The organism is Bizionia sediminis, assembly GCF_042684585.1.
Classification (GTDB): domain Bacteria; phylum Bacteroidota; class Bacteroidia; order Flavobacteriales; family Flavobacteriaceae; genus Algorimicrobium; species Algorimicrobium sediminis.
On the sequence record NZ_JBHULS010000002.1, the window covers coordinates 378,369 to 402,082 of the forward strand.

Here is a 23,714-nt window from a genome sequence, read left to right on the forward strand (position 1 = left end):
ATGATTAACAAATTTTTATCTCTCTTTGTTGCCTTTGCGGTACTTACAACTTTTAGCTGTAGCAGTGATGACAACAATACGCCAACTGGACCTATTAACGTGCTAATTGAAGGCGCCGCAATTGCTCCAGAAGTAGGCGGACCAAACCAACCAAATCAGGTTTTTATCGATTTAAGTACAAGTAACACCACCGAAATTAGAAGAGACACCTGGGATTTAGGGTTTTACTCTGGAAGCGATTTTAGAGTGGTTATAAATGGCTCCATTTATATGGCAGCAGGAAAATTAAATACAACAAATATTGATGCGGTAACCAGCAGCAGTCCGGAAGTGCAAGATTTACAAACACAGGTGGCTGTAGGTACTTTTGAAGCCTCCAGTGCAGACTATATAGACAATCCTCTTGGAAATATAAATGGCACAGCCATAGATGCGGTTTCCAGTAACCCCGATGCCAATTATGTGTATCTTTTAAATTTAGGTTATAAGGTAGGAACCAACACGCCTGCTACGGGTAGTGTGGAGGTTTCCGGCGACCCAAGAGGCTGGAAAAAAGTGCGCATAACAAAAAGTGGAAACGACTACTTATTACAGTATGCCGATTTAGATGCTACCACGCACGACACCATAACAATTTCGAAAACACCTAACTATAACTTTACATTTTTTAGTTTCGACACAGAAACGGAGGTAACCATTGAACCAGCTAAAATGAATTGGGACCTGAATTTTACGGTTTTTACGAATGAAATTCCAGGTTTTGGCGCTTACGGCTACACCGATTTTGTACTTACAAATACCAAAGCAGATGTAACCGCGTATGTAGTGGACACTGAAGTAGACACCAACTTAAGCTACGACAATTTTACGTTAGCCAATGTAGTGGATACTAATTTTAGTAACGACCAACGCGCCATAGGAAGCTCTTGGCGAAGCGGCGGCGGGCCAAACAGTTTACCATCGTTAAAGGACAATGTGTTTTATATAATTAACGATACCGACGGTAATTTATATAAGTTGAAATTTTTAGCACTAACTAGTGCGTCTGGCGAACGTGGCTACCCAGAATTTGTATACAGCTTGTTACAGTAAGCTGCATTCTAGAAAACACAAAAAAAAGACCGCTTTTTTACAAGCGGTCTTTTTTGTTTGATATCTTAATCCAAGTGGTAAATTTCTCGGATGTCTTCTAAATATTTTACAAAATCGATTTTTAAATCTATTAATTCTCCCGAATGAATATCGAACACCCAACCATGAACCTGCAAGCTACGCTCCCGTATGGCTTTTTGAACAGCAGCCGTTTTTATTAAGTTAACACACTGCTCCTGAACATTAAGCTCCACCAACCTGTTGTACCGGGCCTCTTCGTTTTCAATGGCATTTAATTCTGTTCGGTGTATACGGTACACATCGCGAATATTACGAAGCCATGGATTCAATATACCTAAATCTGCAGACTGCATAGCTGCTTTTACCCCACCACAGGCATAATGCCCGCAAACAATAACGTGGTTAACTTTTAAATGATTAACGGCATAATTTATTACCGACATCACGTTTAAATCGATGCTAATGACCATATTGGCAATGTTTCTGTGCACAAAAACCTCGCCGGGTTTGGCTCCCATTAATTCTTCGGCGGTTACCCTACTATCGGAACAGCCTATATACAACAACTCCGGATTTTGCCCCGTACCTAGTGTGTTAAAAAAATCTGGATTTAACGCTAGTTTTGTTTCAATCCATGTTTTGTTATTGTCGAAAACGGTTTTTAAGTCCATTAGGTAGTATAATTATAGTGCTATTAGCGACCATAAATGTATTAAAAAAATGCACTTACAAAACAATAATGCCTATAAATGTGCCCGTTTAACGGGTGCTGATAAAAATTAAAATCAAGCAACTTACACCACTTGTAGTAGCATGCATTGGTACTTTTGAACTGATAAATAGGCTGTTTTTATTTAAGTTTTCTTTTTAAGCGTCATTTGGATGCTGCTTTTTATTTCAATATCGCAATTATTGTTTTTAGCCTTTAAAATAAGGGCGGCTACTTGGCGTTTGGCTGCTTTTAATTCGTCTAAACGTTTTTCAGAATAACTGGTATCGCCACTAAAGCGCTCTTGAATGCTTAATATTTGAATATTGTGAAACCGGATTTTATCGCTTAAAACAGAAAACAACACATCGGCAGATTCCGCGGCGTCAAAGGTGCCGTCAATTAATTTAAACGCTTGCTGCTCGTTTAATTCCAAATCTTTACTAGAGCTTGTTTCTGTTTTCATGGCTTCGGTTCTTAAAAATTTACTTATTGAAACAAAAATCGACTATTAATTACATTAATTTTTATTTATATTTACTATGTTTTAAATAAATTAAATTTATGAACTACACCTTAAATCAACTTCAAATATTTTTAAAAATTGTTGAAACAAAAAGCATAACCAAAGCTTCAGAACTCCTGTTTTTAACGCAGCCGGCTGTTTCCATTCAATTAAAAAACTTTCAAAACCAGTTTGATATCCCCTTAACTGAAGTTATAGGCAGACAATTATATGTTACACCTTTTGGAGAAGAAATAGCAGAAGCCAGCAAACGTATTTTAAAAGAAGTAGAAGCTATGAAACATAAAACCATGGCTTACAAAGGGTTTTTAACCGGGCAACTAAATATTGCGGTGGTTTCTACAGGTAAGTACGTAATGCCTTATTTTTTGTCTGGTTTTTTAAAAACGCATTCGGAAATTGATCTTAAAATGGATGTAACCAACCGGTATAAAGTTTTAAAAAGTTTGGAACAAAATGAAGTCGATTTTGCGTTGGTTTCGGTTATGCCTAACAACTTAAATGTAGCCAGTATTCCACTCATGCAAAACAAGTTATTTTTAATTGGCAATACCACCCGAGCAAATGAGTTGTCGTATAAAAACAACGAATTAATTTTGGAGGATTTGCCTCTTATTTACCGAGAAAAAGGCTCGGCTACAAGGCAAGCCATGGAAGACTACTTATCTGTAAGGCAAGTAAATACCAACAAGAAAATTCAGTTATCAACTAACGAGGCTATTAAACAAGCTGTTATTTCGGGTTTAGGCTACTCCGTAATGCCCCTTATTGGTTTAAAAAATGAACTGCGTAATAAGGAATTAACCATTATTCCAGCACAAGGCCTTCCGGTAACCTCTTTTTGGAATTTAATATGGCTAAAAGGAAAAAAGTTTACTCCTGCAGCTACAGCGTACATTAATTATTTAAAAACCAAGAAAGATGCTATTATTTTAGAAAACTTTAGTTGGCATGAAAATTTTCAAAAGCCATAAAACCCTCAATTAATAATAGCATCTTATGTTACAAGTGGTATACTAGGGCTTAATTAACAAGCACACCACGCGTTTCTTTAACAGAAACTTCATTACCAATTGGCTGCGATGGTTCTGGTATCCATTTAAAATTTTTGGTGTAAGCAGTGGTTTTATTGTTGTTGTCTGTATCCAGAACTTTCAAATAAATCCACGCATTGTCTAGTAAATTCTGTAAATTTTGATGCTTTTTTAAAATCTGTTCCACACGACTCAAAGGCGCCTGAATAACCACAGTTAAGCGCAGTGGCTGGTGGTACATTTCATTATCGGCTGCTTTTAGGGATTGCAGTGGCAGACCCATTTTAATATCGCCACCATTACCCTGAACCACAGCAAATTTACCTGTAATATTGTGTGTTATTTTAGAACCTCCGCCAAATTTATCGGTATCAACTGTTGTAAAATAATAGTGGTTGTTTATCCATTGTGTTACCACCATTGGCCCGCATAAAATACCTTCTAAAGCGGCGCCTGTTGGATCTTTTTTGTAATTATATGAATGTAAAAAGCACCGTCCGTTTAGGTTGGTATGTTGGGTAAGGCTTCGCGGTGCAATTATAAAACCGGCATTTCTAGCCAAGCCCCATTCCGGTCGTGTTTCATCCCAATCGGTCGCTTTTTTATGTGCTAAAGCAACACTTTCCGCATTTGTAAGCAAACGTTCCTGTGTGGCTGTTTTTTGCGCCTTTTTTAACTGCGTTTTTAAAGCTTCCAAAGCAGCTTCGTGAGACTTTGGAACCTGTGCGTCAAATAAAGTTATGGCATCGGTGGTGGTATTGTGTTCGCCTCCTAAAAACACGGTATTATCCGGAATATCTATTTCATGTTCTGTCCGTAATACTTGGCGCACCTCTGGCAGGTTTGCCAATTTTGCCAAAACCCGTGCATTGTGTCTGCCAGGACTTGCCGCGCAAGCACCACAATCCAAACTGGATGCAAACGGGTTGTTTGTGGTATGACTTCCGTGTCCGATAAACAACACCAAAGGTGCAAATTTTTGCCAACCTGTTAAATTAAAAGCCGATTTTACAATGGCCACTTTTTCCTCTAAAGCAATATCCTTACCAGCCAATTGGTTACCAGTTTGATAGCTAATTTCCGGACTGCAAACAGGCTCGTGTGTTAAGGTGTTTTTGGTTTTCCATTTATATAAAAATTGTGGCATAATAGTTTGCATGGTTAAGCTTATGCCGTAGAAAAACCCTGCTCCCTCAACAAACCCAAAGGACGACGGCAGCATATTTTTTAGGCGTCTTAACACATATTCGGTTGCTTTTTCTTCGTTTTTCTCTTGAAGAAAATCCCCAGCCGCTTCCACTTTGCTTTCCAGTGGCTTTTCGGTTACAACATAAGGACTAGCCACAATAGGCGGACAAGATTTGGTGGTTATATCTTTATCGTAATGTTGGTAATCCATGGCAATACCAAAAAAACCGGCGTATCCATAAGTTTCGTAGGGGCCTTGGGCTTCAACGTGGCGCCTTATGGCTTCAGAGCGCGTATCGATACAAAATACCATTTGAGCGGCTATTTCCGAATTTGTATGGTCTGCCTGCTTTTCTTGCTGTGTCTCCAATGTGGCTACCAAGGTATTCTGAAAACTCTTTTCCCATGCTTGTAACCAGATGTTTTTAAGCTGATAACCCGTTACCGTTGTATTTGAAATAGCAACATCTTCCAACTTTCCGTATAAGTGTTGGGCAATATTTAGGCGAACGGCCAGATAATCTGTTACAGACATAGGAAAACTTTGCTGCCAAACAGTATTATTCTGTTCCCGATGCTTTATATAACCTACCCAACCCGATAGGGGCGCCATATGTTGTTCAAAAAAGGTTTGGTAATTTGTGATATTATTTTTCTGTAACACCCATTCTAAAGCTTCCAAACTGGTGTCGGGCAAACTATTAGTTAGTTTTTTTCCTAAAGAGGCGTCGAAGGCTGCCAAAATTTTCCAAGCTGCGTAAAAGCCACGTTCCTTATTAGGCATTTCCCATTCAGCTAAACCTTCGTCCATAAATGCAGCTAACCATTTAGCCATAATTACATCCAAAGCCTGGTAGCTAGGGTGAACCTCTGCTGCCTCGCCAGCCTTCATTTCATTTAAATAAGTTTCCGGCGACTCTTGAAGCTGGTGTGCTAAAAGGCAGTCTTTTAAAACGGCTTTATCTATATCGCCTTTACGAAGCGCTTCCTCATACACGGACGCCTTCGGGTAGGTAGAAGCTTGCAGCAGTCGCGCCGCTTTCTGCGTAGCTTCTTCAAAAGGTAAATGCTCATAACCAGATAAAGGATTGGACGTAACAAAGGAGTACAACGGCCAGGTTAATCCGAAGGTTTGAGAGGCACTATCAATACTTTTTAAAAGGTCTTTCATAATTAGGAACGATTTGATTTAGTAGACAAAATTGTTTTTTCGTAAGGCTGTGAAGCATTTAAAAGTTTTACATAAAGCCATGGAATTTTCCTGTACATGCCTGTTAACATGATGTAAAAAGCCACTAAAAAGATAACGCCAAACAGTGCATGAACAAAGGTGAACTCCAAAGCCATGTTAGCCATCGGCATATCTTTTAGAAGGGCCGCAACCCCGTTATAAGTTAAGGCATAAACAGCTATACCCACAGCGGAAGCCAGCGGTAAAATAATTAGTTTTTTTGCCATAGGAAGCGCGCCGTGATTTAATACGTTATAAGAAACTTGCCCCACCGTGATGGCTACAATAAAGGTTAAAAACAAACCTGTATCCAGAACTAAACCTTTACCTGTAAGCAAGGCAAACATGACGCCGCCTAAAATACTTATACCTAAAATAAATAGGGTTTCCAGGGGTTTTAGCTGCACCGTTTGCGGAGGCTGTGGAGTACCATTTTTAATTTCTTCACCTGAAGCCAAAAACAAATACGCTTTGTAAAAACCATGAAGTATAAGGTGGGTTATGGCGGCACTAAAAAAGCCTAGGCCACATTGCATAATCATAAAACTCATTTGCGCACTTGTAGAACAAGCCAACTTTTGCTTAACGTTTACTTGCAGTAATTTAGAATACTGCGAAAATATTGCCGTTAAACATCCTATGATAAAGGTTATGGTTAGCACTTCTGCCTGAACTAATAGTGGGGCAAAAATAGTAAGTAAAATACCAGCAGCATTTACAAATCCGGCATGCATTAGCGCAGATGCTGGCGTGGGAGAGGTCATGGCAGACATGAGCCATTTATGAAAAGGGAATATAGCCGATTGTATTAAAGCGGCCATTAGCACACCTAAAGCGGCTACCACTGTAACAGTGCCCTCTATTTGAGGTAACACTTCGCGAATCCCAGAAATAGTCCAGATACCCGTAGTGTAGGTAAGCAACCCTACGGCTGCTCCTAAAAACAAGGTACTGCCAATATAATTGTTTAAAGCATAGCGCGCTGCGTGTTGCCCCTCTTTCCAAGCGCTGTTTATACCAATTAATTGTGTCATTAAAAACCCCATTATAAACCAGGATACACAAAACAGTACAACATGATTGGAGGCTACAAAAAGCATTACAGATAGGGTAAAGAAGAAGCTAATTACCAAAAAGCGGCCCTTATACTTAAAGCCTTTTAAATAATTAGCGGCATACGTTTGAATAACGGCACTAAAAAAAGTAACTACCAGCCACATAATACTGGATAAACCATTTAGTGCTATTACGGAGCCCCATGTTACTTCTGGCAAGTTGGGTGCATAAAGGACTACATAAGCCACGTTTGCTAAAAAAAGAATCCAGGCTAACGGAATAAAAATTTTAGAAAGCCTATGAGCTGGGCGTAGCGGCGGTAAGGTGGCATCTGCCAACGTTTTTTGTGTTTCTAATTTTTTTGTTGTTGTCATATTAAAATTTGCATCTTGTCTTTTTTATTCAGACGGTTCTAGGCTGCAAATTTTAAAAAACTTATTCATAAATTTTTATTTATATATAATATGTATTGCATAATAAAAATTTATGTTTAATGCATTTATATTACTCAAAACTAAAGCTTTACAGGATTAACAGGTAACAAAAACGCCATTCCTAATACCAATATCATGTTTTACAACACAAAACAGTATTAAAAATGGCGTTACAAACGGTTTGTAAAAACCGTTGTTACCTAAACTTGCGGTTAGTCCAAAAAGGACACGATACCTGAATCTAAATCGTAAACGGCACCAACAATTTTTATTTCGCCGTTATCTTCCATTTCCTTCATAATTGGGCTATTCTTACGAATTTCTTCAATGGTATTTTTAACGTTACTCTCGCAAACCATGGCTACAAATTCGCCATTTTTGGCATTGCGCTCGCCCTCATATTCTACCATCGCCACTGCTGGTTTAATTTTAGATAGCATAGGGGTAATGTTTCCAAGTTCTACATTATCGATGGCCGCTTTAACGGCACCACAATGCTCGTGCCCCATAACCATAACTAATTTTGAACCGGATACTTTAGTAGCAAACTCCATGCTTCCTAAAATATCTTCATTTACAAAATTACCGGCTACACGGGCCACAAAAATATCGCCAATACCTCTATCCAATACGTGCTCTACTGGTACGCGGCTGTCCACGCACGATAATACAATGGCTTGTGGAAACTGACCCGCCGTAGTGCTTTGCACTTGTTTGGAGTAATCGCGTGGTGTTAGGTTATTAGACACGTAACGTTCGTTACCTTCTTTAAAAAGAGTAATTACTTGGTCTGGTGTTAAAGCCGCTTGCTCTTCAGCGCTCATGACATCGGCCGATAATGGTGTTTCCTGTACCGCTACCTCTGCTGTAGTTTCAGTGGTTTGAGCTGTTTTATTGTCTTCTTTACAGGCTACTAAACTAATGGCGATAGCGCCTAAAATTAATGTGTGTTTAATTGTTTTCATCTTTTAAGTGTTTTAATTCTTCCGAATACGGGTTATATTCTAATATATGTAATTGGTAAAAGTTACCAAACACCTATGGAGTGTTGGTAGGTACTTGAGATATTTAAGAACCCAAATTTTCGGGAGGTGGTAACACTAACTCTTTTGCTAGTGAATTGTAGTTTTTTACATCGGTTTTCTGAAATTCTACCAAGTCGGTAAAAATAGTGTTATTTGTTTGGTCCTGAAACACTGGTTTAATTTCGAAGTCTTTTACATGGGTTTCTTCTTCCTCGCTAGAAGCGGCTAAAACCGATATATCGAAGTTATCATTTACAGCAGCCATAACGCTTGGCACCACCAAAAAGGCAGCAAACACACCGGCAAAAAATATGGCAAAAACTGTTTTGTGCATGATTATACAATTGAAAACAAATATAAGCTTTTTTGTTTAAACTTTAAATAAATTACCTCAACAATTTAATGTCGTCTGCCAAAATCCAGCCTGTTTTTCCATCTGTAAGCTTAATTTTTTTCCAGTCTTCCACGGTATCTAAAACTTGTACTTTTGTTCCTTCGTGGAGTACAAATGCTTCAGCACTTCGTAAATTAGGCTCGTTTTTTACAGGGCTTTCTTGTGCAAACACGATGGCAGGATTATCTGCCTGATCCAGGCTATATTTATTAAAAGCCGACACCAATGACGCGGCAACTAAAAAAAGGGCTATAAAACCTACCGTAAATGATACGCGTTTGGTTTTTGTGCCTCTGGTAATATAATAGTTTATAAAGGACACTACAGCCAATACTACAAAGCAAACGGCTAAAACAGCCCAAGCATCGAAACTAATAAAATGCGATACCTTATTAATAACCTTTGCAATACCCACTTCTGGAATAACATCAATAGCATCAATGGTCATGTTTTGTGCAAAGGCTCTGTTTTGTTTAATATCTGGATCGTTTGGTGCTAGTTGTAAGGCTTTTTCGTAATAATAAATACTAGGCGCAATGTTGTTTAATTTGTAATGCGCATTACCCAAATTAAAATACAGTTCAGCAGAGTGTTTATCTGCATTTAAAATAGCAGTGTATTTGGCAATGGCCTCTTCATATTTAGCAGCATTATAAAGGGCGTTTCCTTCTTCAAACAAAGCCATTTCCTGACTAAACGCTTGCAGGTTTAGCAAACCAAAAAGCAACAAGAATACAGCCGATTTTATAAATTTTTTTTTGTGTAACATGGCTACTTTAATTCTTTATCAATTTGTGAAATTGTTTCGGCAGCGCGCTGGTAATCTTTTTCCATTTCCACTTGCGTTATGGGGGTGTAGCGCGCCAATTCGCAATTTTTTAAAATGGTTATAAACGCACTAATTGTTTGGGTTGTAACTTGGCCTTTACGTAACAACGATTCTATTTTTTCTTTACTCAGTTCCGTTGTTTCTATATGCAAGGTAGCCTTTAAGTAATTATGAAGGGCCTTTTCCAGAGCTACATAAAAGGCTTCTTTTTGGCCCAAGGCTCTTTTAGCTTGACTTAAATATTTTTTAGCCAATTTATCTGCTTTTCTAATTTTATTTCCAAACACATCGGCCTGACGTTTATCTTTATTTTGTTTGTAAACCATAACCAAGGGAATAGCTAAAAAAGGCATTAATAGTGCCGCCCAAAACCCGGTAGATTTAAAAAAGTGGGTTTTTTGGGTGGGTGTTAAGTTGGTTTTAGTTTTAATAAATACAAATTGATTACTGTTTAAAACTACCCGCTGTTTACTGCCGCTAACGGCTGTGATATCCTGATTGCTGGCCGGCGTGGTTGGCCCTTCTAAAACATCAATTATTATTTCGTTAGAATTAAGGGTTTTGTAGCTTTCTGTTTTTATATCGAAATATGAAAAAGAAATGTTTGGAATAGGGTATTTTCCTTTAAATTGCGGTACTACGGTGTAGCTATCGGAAATACTACCTTGCATACCGTTTAAATTGGTTCTTACATTTTCGGTATGTTCTGGTTCGTAAACTTCCAAGGAGCTGGGTAAATTTAATTTAGGTAGTTGAAAGAGTTTTAGGTTTCCTGTTCCCGATACTTCCACTTTGGCCTGTAACGATTCCGTAGCATTGAGTGCCGATTTGGAGGTAGTAACTTTAAAATCGAAATCGCCTACCGCTCCCGTAAAATCTGCTGGTTTACCATTTTCTGGTAATGGTTTAACCTGAATTGTGCGCTTGCCTGCAGATACGGTTTTGTGCGCGCGCTGCATTAACCTACCACCAAAAATATCGCGCCGGTTTGTGGGTACTTCTACCGTAATATCTAAACTTAAAGGTTCTATTTCTAGCTGCCCTGTTTTTTGCGGATACAATACTGTTTTACGCAGCACTACATACCGGTAATCCTCGCCTTTATAGGTTCCATTTTGCACCTTTAATTGTCTGATATCGATATTCTGACTCCAAAAATCGCTGTATTTAGGGTTGTCTATTTCACGCCAATTACTTACGCCTGTGTCTGGCGACACGTACAGTTTGTACACCACTGTTATGGCTTCGTTTAAATAGGGTTTGTCGTTAGAAATTTCTGCTACTAAATGAATGTTTTCCGATGCAATATAATCGGCGTTATTACCATCTTTAGGCGTTTCTACAGCCCCCGTAACCGTAACAGAAATGGGTGAGGTTTTATAAATTTCGCCATCAATTTCTATAATGGCCTGATTAATTGTAAAATTTCCTTGCCGTTTAGGAGCTAAAAAGTAACTATAGGTTTTGCTGTACGAGCGTTTCCCGTTTATCCAAGAGTTACTAACCGACTGATTAGGGCCGCCAACAACGGTAAAGTTAGTAAAGTCGGGCGGATTAAAATTGTCGCCATCCTTATTCATTTCAAAATCTATGCGTAACCGCTCATTAATCCCTAGCTTTTTTTTACTAACCTTGGCTTCAAAAGTAACTTGCCCACTAACTAAACTAACTGTTAGCAGCATGACAAAACCTGTTATTAACTTTTTAAGTTTCATGATATCCTTCTATCCTATTCTGTTCTGTGTAAAAATAATTGTAATAATTGTTTTGCGTTAGTTTGCACCGGCTATTTTACCAATCCTTTTCGCTTTGGACTTTAACGCCCTTTTCTTTTTGTGCGTTTATTTTCTCTTGCACTTTGGCCTCTTGGTTATTCATGGCTTCCAGTAAATTTTTCATTTGCTGCGGCGACATTTGTCCAGGTTTAGGTTGCGGTTTTTGTGGTTGTTCCTCCTTACCGTTTCCGTCCTTTTGCTCATCCTTGTTGGAATCTTCATCCGCATCTTTCGGATTTCCTTCATCCTCTGGATTTTTATCGCCTTCTTTTTTATCCTGATCGCCTTGGTCCTGTTGGTCCTTTTGGTTTCCGTCTTTATCGTCCTTCTGCTCCTCTTCTTGGTTGTCTTCTTGGTCTTTATTATCGTTATCCTGATCTTGGTCCTGATCTTGGTTCTGATTTTGCTCTTCTTGGTTTTTGGCACATTCTTTTGCTAATGCTAAATTGTACCTTGTTTCGTTATCTGCCGGATTATTTCGCAAGGCGTTTTTATAAGCCTCTACGGCCTCCTTACATTTTTTATTGGCCATTAAAATATTTCCAATATTATGAAATATGCGGTGTTTTTCTGGTTTTGAGGTGGCGGTTTTAAGTGTTTTTTGTAATTGGTACAGGGCCTCATCATAATTGCCTTGCTTTATGTTTGCCGTACCTAAATTATAAGCACCAATGGCTTGCGTTGGCGCTTCTGAAATAGCTTTGCGGTAAGCCATTTCTGCCGAAACAAAATCGTCCTGCTCTATGAAACTATTAGCTTCAAAGACTAAATTGTTGGCATTTTTAGCCGCGTGTAATTGCTCTTTTGAAGCCTTTTCTTGCGAAAAACCAACTGCTGAAATACAAGCAAATATGTAAACTATAAACTGTTTCATAGGTTTTATTAAAAGTATAAAACTACTGGATTCCAATCCGTTAATTATTTTATAAAATTTATGCTGACTTACTTTATCGGTTTTTCGTTAAATAAATTTAACCGTTGCAACCAGGCTGTCTTGCGCTCTAAAAAGAAAATATCAATAAACAAAAAGAAGATAGCTAGGCCTAAAAACCATTGAAATTGGTCCTTAAAATCGGCAAATTGTTTAGCCTCGTATTCTTGTTTGTCCATGCCGTTTAAAATATCAGATATGGTTTCTACCACGGCTTTGGTATTGGCACCGTTTATATACTGCCCATTGGCTTCTTGCGCAATTTTTTGGAGTGTAATTTCGTCTAAACGTGTAATTACCGTTTCCCCTGCGCTGTCTTTTTTATAATTTAAAACGATACCATTTTTTTTATTTGGAATAGGGCCTCCTTTTACATCGCCCACGCCAATTGTAAAAATTCTAATACCTTCTTTTTGCGCCTCTGCCGCTACGCTTCCGGACGAATCTGAATGATCTTCTCCATCGGAAATTATAATTAGTACGCGGTTGGTTTGCTGTTCGTCGTCATAATAAGTTTTTGCTAATTCTATGGCCTCGTTTATGGCCGTACCTTGTGACGATAGCATGTTGGTATTCATGCCTTGCAAAAACATTTTTGCGGCTGCATAATCTGTTGTAATGGGCAATTGTGGAAAGGCTTTTCCTGCATAAGCTATTATACCAATCCGGTCGCCTGCCAAATTATTTATAATTTGAGTTACTAATTGCTTGGCCTTTTCCAACCTATTTGGAGCAATATCCTCGGCTAGCATACTTTTTGAAACATCTACAGCAAATACAATATCTACACCTTCGCGTTTTACGGTTTCTAGTTTTGTGCCTATTTTAGGGTTTACCAAGGCCATGGCTAAACTGGCAAATGCCAAACTTAAAACAAATACTTTTAAAGCTGTTTTAAATACAGATTGGTTTGGGCTTAATCGTTTTAATAATACTTTATCTGCAAAGGCTTTTTGCTTGCGATGTTTCCAAAACTGCAACACCAAATACAGGAGGCTTATTACAGGAATAACCGCCAATACCCAAAAATATATTTTTTCTTCTAATTGATACATTATTCTTTTTTCAATTGAAATGAATTTTGTTGTTCCAAATTAGGCTTTGTTTTAACGCTTTGTATTGTTGCCAATTCATTTAAATAAAGCTTCTAAAAAGTGTTACTCGCAACAAAACTTCTAATAGCAACAACACACAGGCTAACAGCACTAATGGCCTAAACAGCTCTTGATAATTATAAAATTTAAACTCTTCTACCTCTGTTTTCTCTAGCTTATTAATTTCGTTATAAATTTCGCTTAATTTTTGGTTATCTGTAGCTCTAAAATACTTCCCTCCGGTAGCACTAGCAATATCTTGAAGTAGTGCTTCATCTATTTCCACCTGTACCCTGCTATACTGAAAATTTCCGTTTAGCATGGATACCGGCGATAAGGCCATACCGTTTGTTCCGAGTCCAATTGTATAGGTTTTTATGCCGTATTCCACAGCCAATTCACTGGCTATTTTAGGATCTATAAAGCCCGAGTTATTGACACCATCGGTAAGTAAAATAATAACCTTGCTCTTGGCTTTACTGTCCTTTAAGCGGTTAACCGCAGTTGCCAACCCCATGCCAATTGCCGTACCACCTTCAATAATGGTATTGTATTCAATGCTTTCTAAGGAGCGTAATACAATAGCTTTGTCGCTGGTAATAGGCGTTTTTGTATAGCTCTCGCCTGCGTACTCTACCAAACCTATCCGGTCGTTAGGGCGCCCTTTTATAAACTCGGCCGCCACTTCCTTTAAAGCCTCTAAGCGGTTTGGCCGTAAATCCTTTGCAAGCATACTGGCCGATACATCAATAGCCATAACAATATCTATGCCGCGCGTGGTTTTGGTTTTAGTGCTTACATCAACCGAGCGCGGTCTTGCCAATGCTATTATTAAAGCCACTAAAGCCAGTAAGCGTAAAACAAACAGTACGTGCCTAAATTTTGGTAAAACTGAAGGAACCAACTTAAATCCTTGTAAACTGGATATTTTTAATTCGGCCGTCTGTTTGTTATGTTTTAACACATACCAAACTATGGCTATAGGTACAAGCAGCAAAAGCCAAAAAAACTGTTTATGTAAAAAATCTATGCCTTCAAACATCATCATTCTGCAGTTGGTTTTAGTTCGATAGAGTTTTCAATACGTGCCACAATTTCCGATGCGTATGCATCATTTTTATGCCAAAAAACACCTATTTCTTGTATGATATTCTGCGTGGTAAAATGAAGCAGCATATATTGGCCCGGCACCGTATTATCCGCAGCGCCAATGGGAAACTGTGCGGTACCAAAGGTTTTTAACCCTTCGGCATTGTTTGGAGTAACAAACTTGTCATTTTTAATAAAAATATTTGAGACGCCTTTAGCCTCTAAATCCAAAATGGCTTTTTCCGCAACAGCCAAAAGGTTTATGGAGTCTTGAGGTTGCTGGTTTTTAAGTGTGGTTGTTTGCACTCTAATATTTAAATTATCCCCCAAACTTCCAAAGTTAAACGTGGTGGTTGCAACAGCCTGGTTTGTGGTATCTGTTTGAACGCGTTTTAAAACCTGTGGCGTAGTAATACTTATAGGCGGAAAACCATAATCTGAACGCACCCAACTACCCTCTAATAATTCCAAACTGTTATTACCTAAAATAGTGTCTTTAACGTATCCAAAACCGTATTTTAAACCAAATCCAACAAAGGTTACCAGTAGTAAAGCCACAACTAAAAATGCCGAAATGGCTATTTTACGACGTTTCTTTTTACGGGCTTGGGCTGCTTTGTATTGTTGGTTTAATAGTTTCTCCTCTTCATTGGGCTCGGGAAGCACGGCTTTTACGCGGTCTATTTCTTCGTCAATTGTTTGTCTGTCAAATTTTGCCAGCTCTTTATTGGGTGCAGATTTGGCAAACTTCACTAAATCGGCTCGCTTAAAAATACTTTCTAAATTTTTAATTGTTTCCGAACTTAAATCAATTTGATTGCCATCTTTAAGAAGGCGTAAACGTTCAATTAGCTCGTCTGTGGTACTTTCTAAAGCATGGTTATATACTTTTTCATCTAAATATTTCCGTATTGCTAAAGTTAATTCAGAATAATAGGCTTTATACGCATCGGATTCCAGATATTTTTGGTCATCCAATTGTTTAAGGGCTAATTTGGCCCGATCGTAAGGTGGTAATAAAGCCTCCTGTTCTTCCTGTGTGAGTGGTTTTTTTCGCCATACAAACCAATACAACAAAAAGCCCACCAAGCCAAGTAAGACCATAATACCCAAAAGTATTTGCCAGAAATTACGAGCACTTTTTTCTACGGAAATAATAGGTTTTATATCGTAAAGGCCTTGGTTTAAAGTATCGATAACCACGGGATTTACAACCACAGCAAGCGAATCTGTAAAGACCGTATTATTGTTTAAAATAATTTTTTGTGGCGGAATGGTAAAGGCTCCAGAATCGAATTGTGTGAGGCCATATTTTTTTATTAAATTAATTTTATTGTCTGTATAAGCGGTGTCGATTCCGTAGGATTCCAAAACCTCCAAAGGCAAAAATGTGGCCCCTTCTGGAAATACTACCAAGCTAGCGCTATCCGTTTCAACTTCAATTTGATACAAAAGCTCCTCGCCTATAGTCATTTCAGAAACATTGGTAGACGCTTTAACTTGTGCAAAAGAAGCCCCACCGTACATGAAGGCTGCACAGAAAAGCGCGCGCACCAGCACCATCTTTAAAAAAGATTTGCCCTGTTTTTTATGCCTTAAATTCTGATTCATATTTTGTTACTATTTATCAGCCTCTTTGTTTAAAATAGCCTAATAATTTTTTTACATAACTCTCGTCTACCCGACAATCTACAGCTCCAGCACCCGATTTAGAAAAACTATCTTTAAAATATTGCACATTATTGGTATAATACTTTGAATAAGCCATACGCACCTTTTTAGACGCCGTATTTACCATCATGTAATTGCCTGTTTCTTGATCCTGCATATTTACCATACCCAAATTAGGAATGTACGCCTCGTGCTTATCGTAAACCCGAATTCCGGAAATATCGTGGCGCCCAGCGGCAATTTTTAAGTTATGTTGGTAATTGGCTGCCATAAAATCCGACAAGACAAACACAATGGCTTTGCGTTTCATTACATTAGACAGAAATTTTAAAGCTTCCGAAATATCCGTTTTCTTACTTGTTGGTTTAAACTCTATTAACTCTCGTATAATTCGCAACACATGCGAACGTCCTTTTTTGGGTGGAATGTACAACTCAATAATATCTGAAAACAAGATAAGGCCAATTTTATCGTTGTTTTGGGTTGCTGAAAAGGCTAAAGTAGCGGCAATTTCGGTAAGAATTTCCGTTTTAAATTGGGCATTGGTTCCAAAAAATTCAGAGCCCGAAACATCTACCATCAACATCATGGTAAGTTCACGTTCTTCCTCAAAAACTTTAATATGAGGTTCGTTGGTTCTGGCAGTGACATTCCAGTCTATGTTCCTAACATCATCACCATATTGATACTGGCGAACCTCACTAAAGGTCATACCACGCCCTTTAAAGGTAGAATGGTATTCCCCTCCAAAAATATGATCAGACAAGCGGCGTGTCTTGATTTCTATTTTTCGTACTTTTTTAAGTAATTCTTTTGTATCCATGGCTGGCTTTAGAAAAGCATGTTACAGGCAGTATTGTATTTGGGTCCCATGTTATATTCTAAACATATTGGAAACTTACCATTGTTACCTTTTTAAGGCACTTCAATTTCATTTACAATTTTACTAATAATGGCTTCCGAGGTTACATTTTCAGCTTCTGCTTCGTAGGTAATACCAATTCGGTGTCTCAAAACATCGTAAATAACGGCACGAACATCTTCTGGTATTACATAACCGCGGCGCTTAATAAACGCGTAACATTTAGCAGCTGTTGCTAAATTGATACTACCACGTGGTGAGGCGCCAAATGCAATGAGCGGCTTAAGGTTTGCTAATCTGTATTTTTCTGGGTATCGTGTTGCAAAGATGATATCCAATATGTATTTTTCAATTTTTTCGTCCATATAAACTTCCCGAACAGCCTTTTGTGCTTGTAAAATTTGGGAAACAGATACAACAGGATTTACCGTTTCAAAAGCTCCTTTTAAATTAGCGCGCATAATTAATTGCTCGTCTTCAATTTTAGGGTAATCTATAACAGCTTTAAGCATAAAACGGTCCACTTGTGCTTCGGGTAACGGATATGTTCCTTCTTGCTCCACCGGGTTCATGGTTGCCATAACTAAAAAAGGCTTATCCAGCGTAAAAGTATCGTCGCCAATGGTAACCTGTTTTTCTTGCATGGCCTCTAACAAGGCCGACTGCACCTTGGCTGGTGCCCGGTTAATTTCGTCGGCTAAAACAAAATTGGCAAAAATGGGCCCTTTTTTAATTTTAAAATCGTTATCCTTCATGTTATAAATTAGGGTTCCAATAACATCGGCAGGAAGTAAATCTGGTGTAAACTGAATCCTACTAAAAGAACCCTGAACCGCTTGCGACAAGGTGTTTATAGCCAATGTTTTTGCCAAACCTGGCACACCCTCTAACAAAATATGGCCTTGCCCCAACAAGCCAATTAATAAACGCTCCACCATGTGTTTTTGTCCAACGATAACTTTGTTCATTTCGAACATGAGTAAATCGATAAAAGCACTTTCTTTTTCAATTTTTTCGTTTATTGACGCAATATCAATTGCACGTGTATCTTCCATTGTGTATTGTTTTAAAACACCCGTATATGAAGGGTTTGTTTACGCTGGCTAAATTGTTAAAATTTTTGCTTACAGCCTGTTAATAATTGGTTAAAAATAGTTTGTTGATTTTTACAATAACTATTAAAATTTTAACACTTTAAAGTTAAAAATGACACATAAAAAGCTGTTTTTAAGGTAATTTTTTAATCAAATTCCTAAAGCCTTAATAACGCAAACCATATTAAAATACGTATGTCTATTTTAAGTTATAAAACCAGAAAGCAAATTAAATTCCATAATTTAGCTTTTATTACAAACCGCATTAACAATTGTATAAAGCATGACAGGAAAAACAGCCCTAATTACCGGTGCAACCAGTGGTATTGGTCGCGCAACAGCTTATGAATTAGCCAAAAACGGCCTGCGTTTGGTGGTGTGTGGTAGGCGCCAAGACCGTTTAGATAGCCTACAAAAAGAGTTGGAGTCCGAAACCGCCATACACACGCTAAATTTTGATGTTAGCAATTACGAGGCAGCAGAACAGGCTATTACAAGTCTGCCAGAAGATTTTAAGCAAATAGATATTTTAATAAATAATGCTGGAAATGCCCATGGATTGGATAGTATTCAAGACGGACAGATAGCCGACTGGCATGCCATGATAGACAGCAATGTAAAAGGCGTATTGCATATTAGTAAACTTATTATACCCCAAATGACAGCACGCCAAGCGGGCCACGTAATAAATATTGGATCCTCTGCTGGAAAAGAAGTTTACCCCAAAGGAAATGTTTATTGTGCAAGCAAGCACGCTGTTTTAGCCATTACAGAAGGTATGCGACAGGACCTAAATCCGTATGGCATTAAAGTTTGCGCCATAAATCCGGGACTGGTAGAAACAGAATTTTCGGCGGTGCGTTTTAAGGGTGCACCACAGGCAGACGCGGTTTATAAAGGCTATAAAGCTTTACAAGCTGCCGATATTGCCGAAATTATTTACTTTACAATTAGCAGACCTGCACATGTAAACATTGCCGACTTGTTAGTATTTCCTACCGCTCAAGCAAACAGCACGCTTATAAAAAAAGATACGCTTTACTAGTTATGTTAAACAAACGCTTACTCATAAAAAACTTACTGGCTCATAACGATGAGAACAGTTTTTATGATAAAAAGCGCCAAATTGATATAAGTTTTAAAGAAGGAAAGGCCAAATTTTTAAAACATGTGTGCGCCTTATCCAATAGCAACCCTAAAAATAACGCTTACATTGTAATAGGTGTTGAAGACACCAACAACCAAATATTAGGCGTCGATTTTTTTGACGACAGCAAAATCCAGAACTTAATTAATGCCTACCTAACGCAACCACCAATTGTACAGTATGAAAACATTTCGTTTCCGCACCTGCCAGAAGGTAAAGTGGTAGGATTGGTAACCATAAGAGCCACGGGCAGTCTGACATCTTTAAAAAAGAACATTTGGAAATACACTAAAAACACCGTGTTTTTTAGAGAAGGTAGCACAAGCATGCCAAGAACAGACTATCCAACTATTACCCATACCAATTTAGAAATTGTAGAAGCTATTGAAGCACATTCGCAAAACAATATGGAGCAAACACTGGATGGTGTTTTCGATTTTTTAAAAACGCGCAAAGACTTTAACCCACAGTATAAAGTTTTTAAAGAGTATTTTGTGGTATGCTGGGCGGGACAGAAAAAAATAATACAAGACCAATTGTTTTATTCCCGCGTAGATATTGAGCTCATTAACGAGCAGGTGCGTTTATTTTACTCTGCTTTGGATGAAGTGGCTATCCAATTTAATGAACATTCGTTTAAAATAACCGAATTTATAAATTTAGGTTTACAAGCCTCTTTTAAGCACTATCCGCTTGAAGAAACCACAATATATTTTTCTGAACAAGGTAATTACAGCATAAACAGCCATCTTATTTTTGAACCGCCTCAATACGACAAAAAAGTGCTTCACCATATTTACAACGCCAACAATGTGCTTCTGGAAAAATTACAACAGGCCCAAAACTTAACCAAACAGGAACTTTTGGATTTAAAAAATCTACCAGCCACGTATTTAATTTGTTATTTAAATGGATTTACAGAAGCCATTAATAAATTAACCAATGCCAAAGTTTATTTAAAAAACAATCCGGAGGTTTATTTATTATACAAGCAAACCATGCGTATTTTACGAAAAGTGCAGTACAGCAGTTAGGCGCATGCTTACATAAGCAAAACTATAGAACACCTTATTTCTATTACGCTTACATATGCTTTTGCCATTCGTACAAAGCCTTCCAACTACCCTCGTAAGCTAATTTAGCTTGTTCGGACCATGTTCCTGGGTTTCGTTTTTGGTAGTCCGGTCCTGCCGCATCTAGTATTTTTTGAAACGATTCCACCGGAGCCTCTGCTAGCATCTTCCAAGTTTTAAAACCGCTGTTTTGAAGTAATTTTGCGGTTTTAGCATCTACCCCCTTAATAAGGGTTAAATCGTTTTCGGTAATGTTTTTACCAAAAAAAGCTGCCGCCTTATCTGGGTTAAAAACAATTAGTTGCTGTGCAGCCTTGCACGCTTTTAAATCGTTTTCAAGTTTGGCTACTTTGCTTTTCCAAACCGATTCGTCGTAAACATGAGGCTGCCTTCTTTTGCGTCTATTACCAACCCAATAGCCCAGCAAAATACAAACAAAAGCAGTAACTACAATACCAATAAACCACCAATTCATACCCAACTCGTTCCTTTTGTACTACTAATTTTAGTTTGCCTTATATTTTAATTTAAAATTAAAAAACCGTTTCAAATGCACAGAAACATAGAAACGGTTTTTACAACATGCTTATAAGCTTTAAAGCAATTATAAATCGAATTTAATACCTTGTGCTAATGGCAATTCATCCGAATAGTTTATGGTATTTGTTTGGCGACGCATGTATACTTTCCATGCATCTGAACCAGATTCACGTCCGCCTCCCGTTTCTTTTTCACCGCCAAAAGCGCCACCAATTTCGGCACCAGAGGTTCCTATATTTACGTTAGCAATACCACAATCCGATCCTGCAAAAGACAAGAATTTTTCGGCCTCCTTCATTTCGTTGGTCATAATAGCCGAAGATAAACCTTGCGCTACGCCATTTTGCATAGCTATGGCATTTTCCACATCGCCAGTATACTTCATTAAGTATAATACTGGTGCAAATGTTTCGTGTTGTACAATCTCGAAATGATTTTCCGCTTCAATAATGGCTGGTTTTACATAGCAGCCACTTTCGTAGCCTTCGCCTTCTAGCACACCACCTTCTACTAATACATTACCACCTTCCGCTTTTGCTTTTTCAATAGCGGCCAAATAGGTATTTACAGCATCGTGATCAATTAACGGACCAATATGGTTTTTCTCGTCCAATGGGTTTCCAATTGTTAATTGTTTGTAAGCACCCACAATAGCATCGCGCACCTTATCGTAAACAGATTCGTGAATAATTAATCGACGTGTGGATGTACAACGCTGTCCTGCTGTACCTACAGCACCAAATACGGCTCCTGGAACCACCACTTTTAAATCGGCTGTTGGCGTAATAATAATGGCATTGTTACCACCTAATTCTAATAACGATTTCCCAAAACGCTCTGCAACGGTAACACCTACAATTCTACCCATGCGTGTAGAACCTGTGGCAGAAATTAATGGAATACGGGTATCTGTTGTCATCATTTCGCCCACTTTATAATCGCCGTTAATAATACAAGATATACCTTCAGGCAGGTTATTTTCTTTTAAAATTTCGGCAATAATATTTTGGCATGCTACCGAGCATAATGGTGTTTTTTCTGAAGCTTTCCACACACAAACATCGCCACAAACCCATGCTAAAGCAGTATTCCAAGACCATACTGCTACCGGAAAATTAAATGCAGAAATAATACCCACAACACCTAAAGAGTGCCATTGCTCGCGCATTACGTGACCAGGACGCTCGGACGGAATAGTAAGGCCATTTAATTGCCTAGATAAGCCTACCGCAAAATCGCAAATATCAATCATTTCTTGCACCTCGCCGTAACCTTCTTGAAGCGATTTACCCATTTCGTAAGACACTAAACGGCCAAGTGGCTCTTTTAATTCGCGTAGTTTATTACCAAACTGACGCACTATTTCGCCACGTTGCGGGGCAGGCATGGCACGCCAAATTGGAAAAGCAGCCGTAGCAGCTTCCATTACTTTCTCATAATCTTCCTTGGTAGTTGTTTTAACTTTTGCTATAAATTTTCCATTTACTGGCGAAATACTTTCTATTAGCTCTCCACTGGAAAAATTGTTGGAACCAGTAGACGTTCCGTTGTTTATATCCTTAATGCCCAGTGCTTTTAGGGCTTTTTCAATACCGAAATCTGTTGCAACTTCTTGCATAAATTCTATTTTTTTTAATTAATATTCTTACTATTCGCGAATATACTAATAAATGTTGCCTTACTAAAGTGATTCGATTTAAAAATTCTTAACTTTCCCTTCTCGTTTAAAAGAAGTTACCAATGAAAAACCTCCTGTTTCTAGCCTTTGTTTGTCTTTTATTTTCTAACTGTAAAAATAAAGAAGAATTACAAGCCGCTTCCCATTTCCAAAAACAACCAGCTGCAGATAGCATGCTCGTTTCTACTAATAAATTTGCTATTGTTATTCACGGTGGTGCCGGAACAATTTTGAAAAAAAACATGTCACCAGAAAATGAAGCTGCCTATAAAGCCAAATTAGAGGAAGCTATTAAAGTGGGTTACAACATACTTAATACGGGTGGCAGCAGTTTGGATGCCGTAGAGGAAACCATTACAATTTTAGAAGATTCCCCTTTGTTTAATGCCGGAAAAGGAGCTGTTTTTACACACCAAGAAAGCAACGAATTAGACGCTTCCATAATGGATGGGCGTACCCTAAATGCCGGTGCTTTAGCGGGTACAACAACTGTTAAAAACCCCATTAAACTGGCGCGTGCGGTTATGGATAAATCGCCTCACGTTATGCTGTCTGGCACGGGCGCCCAACAATTTGCCCAGGAGCAGGGACTGGAACTTGTAGACCCCAGTTATTTTTATACCGAAAACAGACTGCAAACCTTAAAACACGTAAAAGCACATGAGGCCCAAAACACTACCAACCAAACCAGTTCTGTTTATGACGCATCAATTACCGATACTAAATTTGGAACCGTAGGCTGTGTAGCTCTGGATAAACAGGGCAATTTAGCCGCTGGCACCTCAACGGGTGGCATGACAAACAAGCGTTGGGGCCGTATTGGCGACACACCTATTATTGGCGCAGGAACCTATGCTAACAACGCCACATGTGCCGTTTCTAGTACTGGTTGGGGCGAATTTTTTATACGCGGTATGGTGGCTCACGATATTTCGGCGTTAATGGCTTATAAAGGTATTAGTTTGCAAGAAGCAGCTAAAGAGGTTATTCAGAAAAAAATCCCAGAACTGGGAGGCGATGGCGGTATAATTGCTGTAGATGCTGCGGGTAATATGGTTATGGAATTTAATACTGCAGGTATGTATCGGGCGTCTATGGATGCTGCGGGAAATTTACAAATAGGACTGTACAAAGAGCAATAACTAAAAAACTTTATAGTTTACAGCAGCTAGAAAAATATAAAACTGTGCCGTTGTTGGTATAATTACCATTTTATTTAAA

At 38.4% G+C, this 23,714-nt stretch carries 21 protein-coding genes; 5 read left to right on the forward strand and 16 right to left on the reverse strand.

The features are described 5' to 3' along the window. Positions 1-1,092, forward strand: a complete 1,092-nt coding sequence (locus ACFSQP_RS06100) for an HmuY family protein (RefSeq protein ID WP_376892524.1) — start codon at positions 1-3, stop codon at positions 1,090-1,092. 65 nt (positions 1,093-1,157) lie between these two features. Here ACFSQP_RS06100 and ACFSQP_RS06105 read toward each other — a convergent pair whose 3' ends face one another. Beyond that, positions 1,158-1,784: a carbonic anhydrase gene (locus tag ACFSQP_RS06105; RefSeq protein WP_376892525.1), complete on the reverse strand. Its 627-nt coding sequence runs from the start codon at positions 1,782-1,784 to the stop codon at positions 1,158-1,160. A 183-nt stretch (positions 1,785-1,967) separates the two neighbouring features. Continuing rightward, the gene (locus ACFSQP_RS06110; protein ID WP_376892526.1) at positions 1,968-2,288 is read right to left on the reverse strand and encodes a hypothetical protein; all 321 of its coding nucleotides are present in this window, start codon (positions 2,286-2,288) and stop codon (positions 1,968-1,970) included. A 98-nt stretch (positions 2,289-2,386) separates the two neighbouring features. On the opposite strand from ACFSQP_RS06110, the gene ACFSQP_RS06115 reads away from it, so the two are divergent. Further along, entirely contained in the window at positions 2,387-3,322 is a 936-nt protein-coding gene (locus ACFSQP_RS06115) for a LysR family transcriptional regulator (protein ID WP_376892527.1), read from the forward strand. 49 nt (positions 3,323-3,371) lie between these two features. Here the strand turns inward: ACFSQP_RS06115 and ACFSQP_RS06120 are convergent, their stop codons facing one another. The 12 genes from ACFSQP_RS06120 to ACFSQP_RS06175 all read right to left on the reverse strand — a co-directional run bounded on the left by ACFSQP_RS06120 (position 3,372) and on the right by ACFSQP_RS06175 (position 18,016). Next, positions 3,372-5,741 (reverse strand): DUF2309 domain-containing protein, encoded by a 2,370-nt coding sequence (locus tag ACFSQP_RS06120; protein ID WP_376892528.1) that lies wholly within the window; start codon positions 5,739-5,741, stop codon positions 3,372-3,374. Positions 5,742-5,743: 2 nt separating this feature from the next. Beyond that, positions 5,744-7,231 (reverse strand): proton-conducting transporter transmembrane domain-containing protein, encoded by a 1,488-nt coding sequence (locus tag ACFSQP_RS06125; protein WP_376892529.1) that lies wholly within the window; start codon positions 7,229-7,231, stop codon positions 5,744-5,746. A 272-nt stretch (positions 7,232-7,503) separates the two neighbouring features. Further along, positions 7,504-8,256, reverse strand: coding sequence for a carbonic anhydrase family protein (locus tag ACFSQP_RS06130; RefSeq protein WP_376892530.1), 753 nt, complete (start codon positions 8,254-8,256; stop codon positions 7,504-7,506). A gap of 103 nt (positions 8,257-8,359) precedes the next feature. Next, entirely contained in the window at positions 8,360-8,650 is a 291-nt protein-coding gene (locus ACFSQP_RS06135; protein WP_376892531.1) for a hypothetical protein, read from the reverse strand. A 52-nt stretch (positions 8,651-8,702) separates the two neighbouring features. Beyond that, complete coding sequence (locus ACFSQP_RS06140) at positions 8,703-9,479, reverse strand: SH3 domain-containing protein (RefSeq protein ID WP_376892532.1); 777 nt, start codon at positions 9,477-9,479, stop codon at positions 8,703-8,705. Positions 9,480-9,481: 2 nt separating this feature from the next. Then, positions 9,482-11,254 (reverse strand): BatD family protein, encoded by a 1,773-nt coding sequence (locus ACFSQP_RS06145; RefSeq protein WP_376892533.1) that lies wholly within the window; start codon positions 11,252-11,254, stop codon positions 9,482-9,484. A gap of 76 nt (positions 11,255-11,330) precedes the next feature. Then, positions 11,331-12,188: a tetratricopeptide repeat protein gene (locus tag ACFSQP_RS06150; RefSeq protein ID WP_376892534.1), complete on the reverse strand. Its 858-nt coding sequence runs from the start codon at positions 12,186-12,188 to the stop codon at positions 11,331-11,333. A gap of 68 nt (positions 12,189-12,256) precedes the next feature. After that, on the reverse strand, positions 12,257-13,300 hold the full coding sequence (locus tag ACFSQP_RS06155) for a vWA domain-containing protein (RefSeq protein ID WP_376892535.1): 1,044 nt from the start codon (positions 13,298-13,300) through the stop codon (positions 12,257-12,259). Positions 13,301-13,379: 79 nt separating this feature from the next. Beyond that, the gene (locus ACFSQP_RS06160; protein ID WP_376893196.1) at positions 13,380-14,381 is read right to left on the reverse strand and encodes a vWA domain-containing protein; all 1,002 of its coding nucleotides are present in this window, start codon (positions 14,379-14,381) and stop codon (positions 13,380-13,382) included. A 2-nt stretch (positions 14,382-14,383) separates the two neighbouring features. After that, the gene (locus ACFSQP_RS06165) at positions 14,384-16,039 is read right to left on the reverse strand and encodes a hypothetical protein (RefSeq protein ID WP_376892536.1); all 1,656 of its coding nucleotides are present in this window, start codon (positions 16,037-16,039) and stop codon (positions 14,384-14,386) included. A 16-nt stretch (positions 16,040-16,055) separates the two neighbouring features. After that, positions 16,056-16,922, reverse strand: a complete 867-nt coding sequence (locus tag ACFSQP_RS06170; protein WP_376892537.1) for a DUF58 domain-containing protein — start codon at positions 16,920-16,922, stop codon at positions 16,056-16,058. 92 nt (positions 16,923-17,014) lie between these two features. Beyond that, on the reverse strand, positions 17,015-18,016 hold the full coding sequence (locus tag ACFSQP_RS06175) for an AAA family ATPase (protein WP_376892538.1): 1,002 nt from the start codon (positions 18,014-18,016) through the stop codon (positions 17,015-17,017). Between the two features lie 322 nt (positions 18,017-18,338). Here ACFSQP_RS06175 and ACFSQP_RS06180 point away from each other — a divergent pair, with 322 nt between their 5' ends. Together ACFSQP_RS06180 and ACFSQP_RS06185 are read left to right on the forward strand one after the other, a co-directional pair. After that, complete coding sequence (locus tag ACFSQP_RS06180) at positions 18,339-19,100, forward strand: SDR family NAD(P)-dependent oxidoreductase (RefSeq protein WP_376892539.1); 762 nt, start codon at positions 18,339-18,341, stop codon at positions 19,098-19,100. Between the two features lie 2 nt (positions 19,101-19,102). Continuing rightward, the gene (locus tag ACFSQP_RS06185; protein WP_376892540.1) at positions 19,103-20,236 is read left to right on the forward strand and encodes an ATP-binding protein; all 1,134 of its coding nucleotides are present in this window, start codon (positions 19,103-19,105) and stop codon (positions 20,234-20,236) included. Positions 20,237-20,285: 49 nt separating this feature from the next. On the opposite strand, the gene ACFSQP_RS06190 is transcribed toward ACFSQP_RS06185, so the two are convergent. Next, positions 20,286-20,750, reverse strand: a complete 465-nt coding sequence (locus tag ACFSQP_RS06190; RefSeq protein WP_376892541.1) for a hypothetical protein — start codon at positions 20,748-20,750, stop codon at positions 20,286-20,288. A gap of 129 nt (positions 20,751-20,879) precedes the next feature. Beyond that, positions 20,880-22,433, reverse strand: coding sequence for an L-piperidine-6-carboxylate dehydrogenase (amaB, locus tag ACFSQP_RS06195; RefSeq protein ID WP_376892542.1), 1,554 nt, complete (start codon positions 22,431-22,433; stop codon positions 20,880-20,882). 122 nt (positions 22,434-22,555) lie between these two features. Here amaB and ACFSQP_RS06200 point away from each other — a divergent pair, with 122 nt between their 5' ends. Continuing rightward, a complete protein-coding gene (locus ACFSQP_RS06200; protein WP_376892543.1) occupies positions 22,556-23,635 on the forward strand; it encodes an isoaspartyl peptidase/L-asparaginase family protein in 1,080 nt (359 codons plus the stop codon). Positions 23,636-23,714: the final 79 nt, after the last annotated feature.

Bases quoted from the DNA above. Each gene is read 5' to 3' on its own strand.
- ACFSQP_RS06170 (WP_376892537.1), bottom strand. From the start codon at position 16,922: ATGGATACAAAAGAATTACTTAAAAAAGTACGAAAAATAGAAATCAAG.
- ACFSQP_RS06150 (WP_376892534.1), bottom strand. From the start codon at position 12,188: ATGAAACAGTTTATAGTTTACATATTTGCTTGTATTTCAGCAGTTGGT.
- ACFSQP_RS06105 (WP_376892525.1), bottom strand. From the start codon at position 1,784: ATGGACTTAAAAACCGTTTTCGACAATAACAAAACATGGATTGAAACA.
- ACFSQP_RS06165 (WP_376892536.1), bottom strand. From the start codon at position 16,039: ATGAATCAGAATTTAAGGCATAAAAAACAGGGCAAATCTTTTTTAAAG.
- ACFSQP_RS06130 (WP_376892530.1), bottom strand. From the start codon at position 8,256: ATGAAAACAATTAAACACACATTAATTTTAGGCGCTATCGCCATTAGT.
- ACFSQP_RS06180 (WP_376892539.1), top strand. From the start codon at position 18,339: ATGACAGGAAAAACAGCCCTAATTACCGGTGCAACCAGTGGTATTGGT.
- ACFSQP_RS06125 (WP_376892529.1), bottom strand. From the start codon at position 7,231: ATGACAACAACAAAAAAATTAGAAACACAAAAAACGTTGGCAGATGCC.
- ACFSQP_RS06145 (WP_376892533.1), bottom strand. From the start codon at position 11,254: ATGAAACTTAAAAAGTTAATAACAGGTTTTGTCATGCTGCTAACAGTT.
- ACFSQP_RS06120 (WP_376892528.1), bottom strand. From the start codon at position 5,741: ATGAAAGACCTTTTAAAAAGTATTGATAGTGCCTCTCAAACCTTCGGA.
- ACFSQP_RS06155 (WP_376892535.1), bottom strand. From the start codon at position 13,300: ATGTATCAATTAGAAGAAAAAATATATTTTTGGGTATTGGCGGTTATT.
- ACFSQP_RS06185 (WP_376892540.1), top strand. From the start codon at position 19,103: ATGTTAAACAAACGCTTACTCATAAAAAACTTACTGGCTCATAACGAT.
- ACFSQP_RS06175 (WP_376892538.1), bottom strand. From the start codon at position 18,016: ATGGAAGATACACGTGCAATTGATATTGCGTCAATAAACGAAAAAATT.
- ACFSQP_RS06110 (WP_376892526.1), bottom strand. From the start codon at position 2,288: ATGAAAACAGAAACAAGCTCTAGTAAAGATTTGGAATTAAACGAGCAG.
- ACFSQP_RS06140 (WP_376892532.1), bottom strand. From the start codon at position 9,479: ATGTTACACAAAAAAAAATTTATAAAATCGGCTGTATTCTTGTTGCTT.
- ACFSQP_RS06115 (WP_376892527.1), top strand. From the start codon at position 2,387: ATGAACTACACCTTAAATCAACTTCAAATATTTTTAAAAATTGTTGAA.
- ACFSQP_RS06160 (WP_376893196.1), bottom strand. From the start codon at position 14,381: ATGTTTGAAGGCATAGATTTTTTACATAAACAGTTTTTTTGGCTTTTG.
- ACFSQP_RS06200 (WP_376892543.1), top strand. From the start codon at position 22,556: ATGAAAAACCTCCTGTTTCTAGCCTTTGTTTGTCTTTTATTTTCTAAC.
- amaB (WP_376892542.1), bottom strand. From the start codon at position 22,433: ATGCAAGAAGTTGCAACAGATTTCGGTATTGAAAAAGCCCTAAAAGCA.
- ACFSQP_RS06190 (WP_376892541.1), bottom strand. From the start codon at position 20,750: ATGAATTGGTGGTTTATTGGTATTGTAGTTACTGCTTTTGTTTGTATT.
- ACFSQP_RS06135 (WP_376892531.1), bottom strand. From the start codon at position 8,650: ATGCACAAAACAGTTTTTGCCATATTTTTTGCCGGTGTGTTTGCTGCC.
- ACFSQP_RS06100 (WP_376892524.1), top strand. From the start codon at position 1: ATGATTAACAAATTTTTATCTCTCTTTGTTGCCTTTGCGGTACTTACA.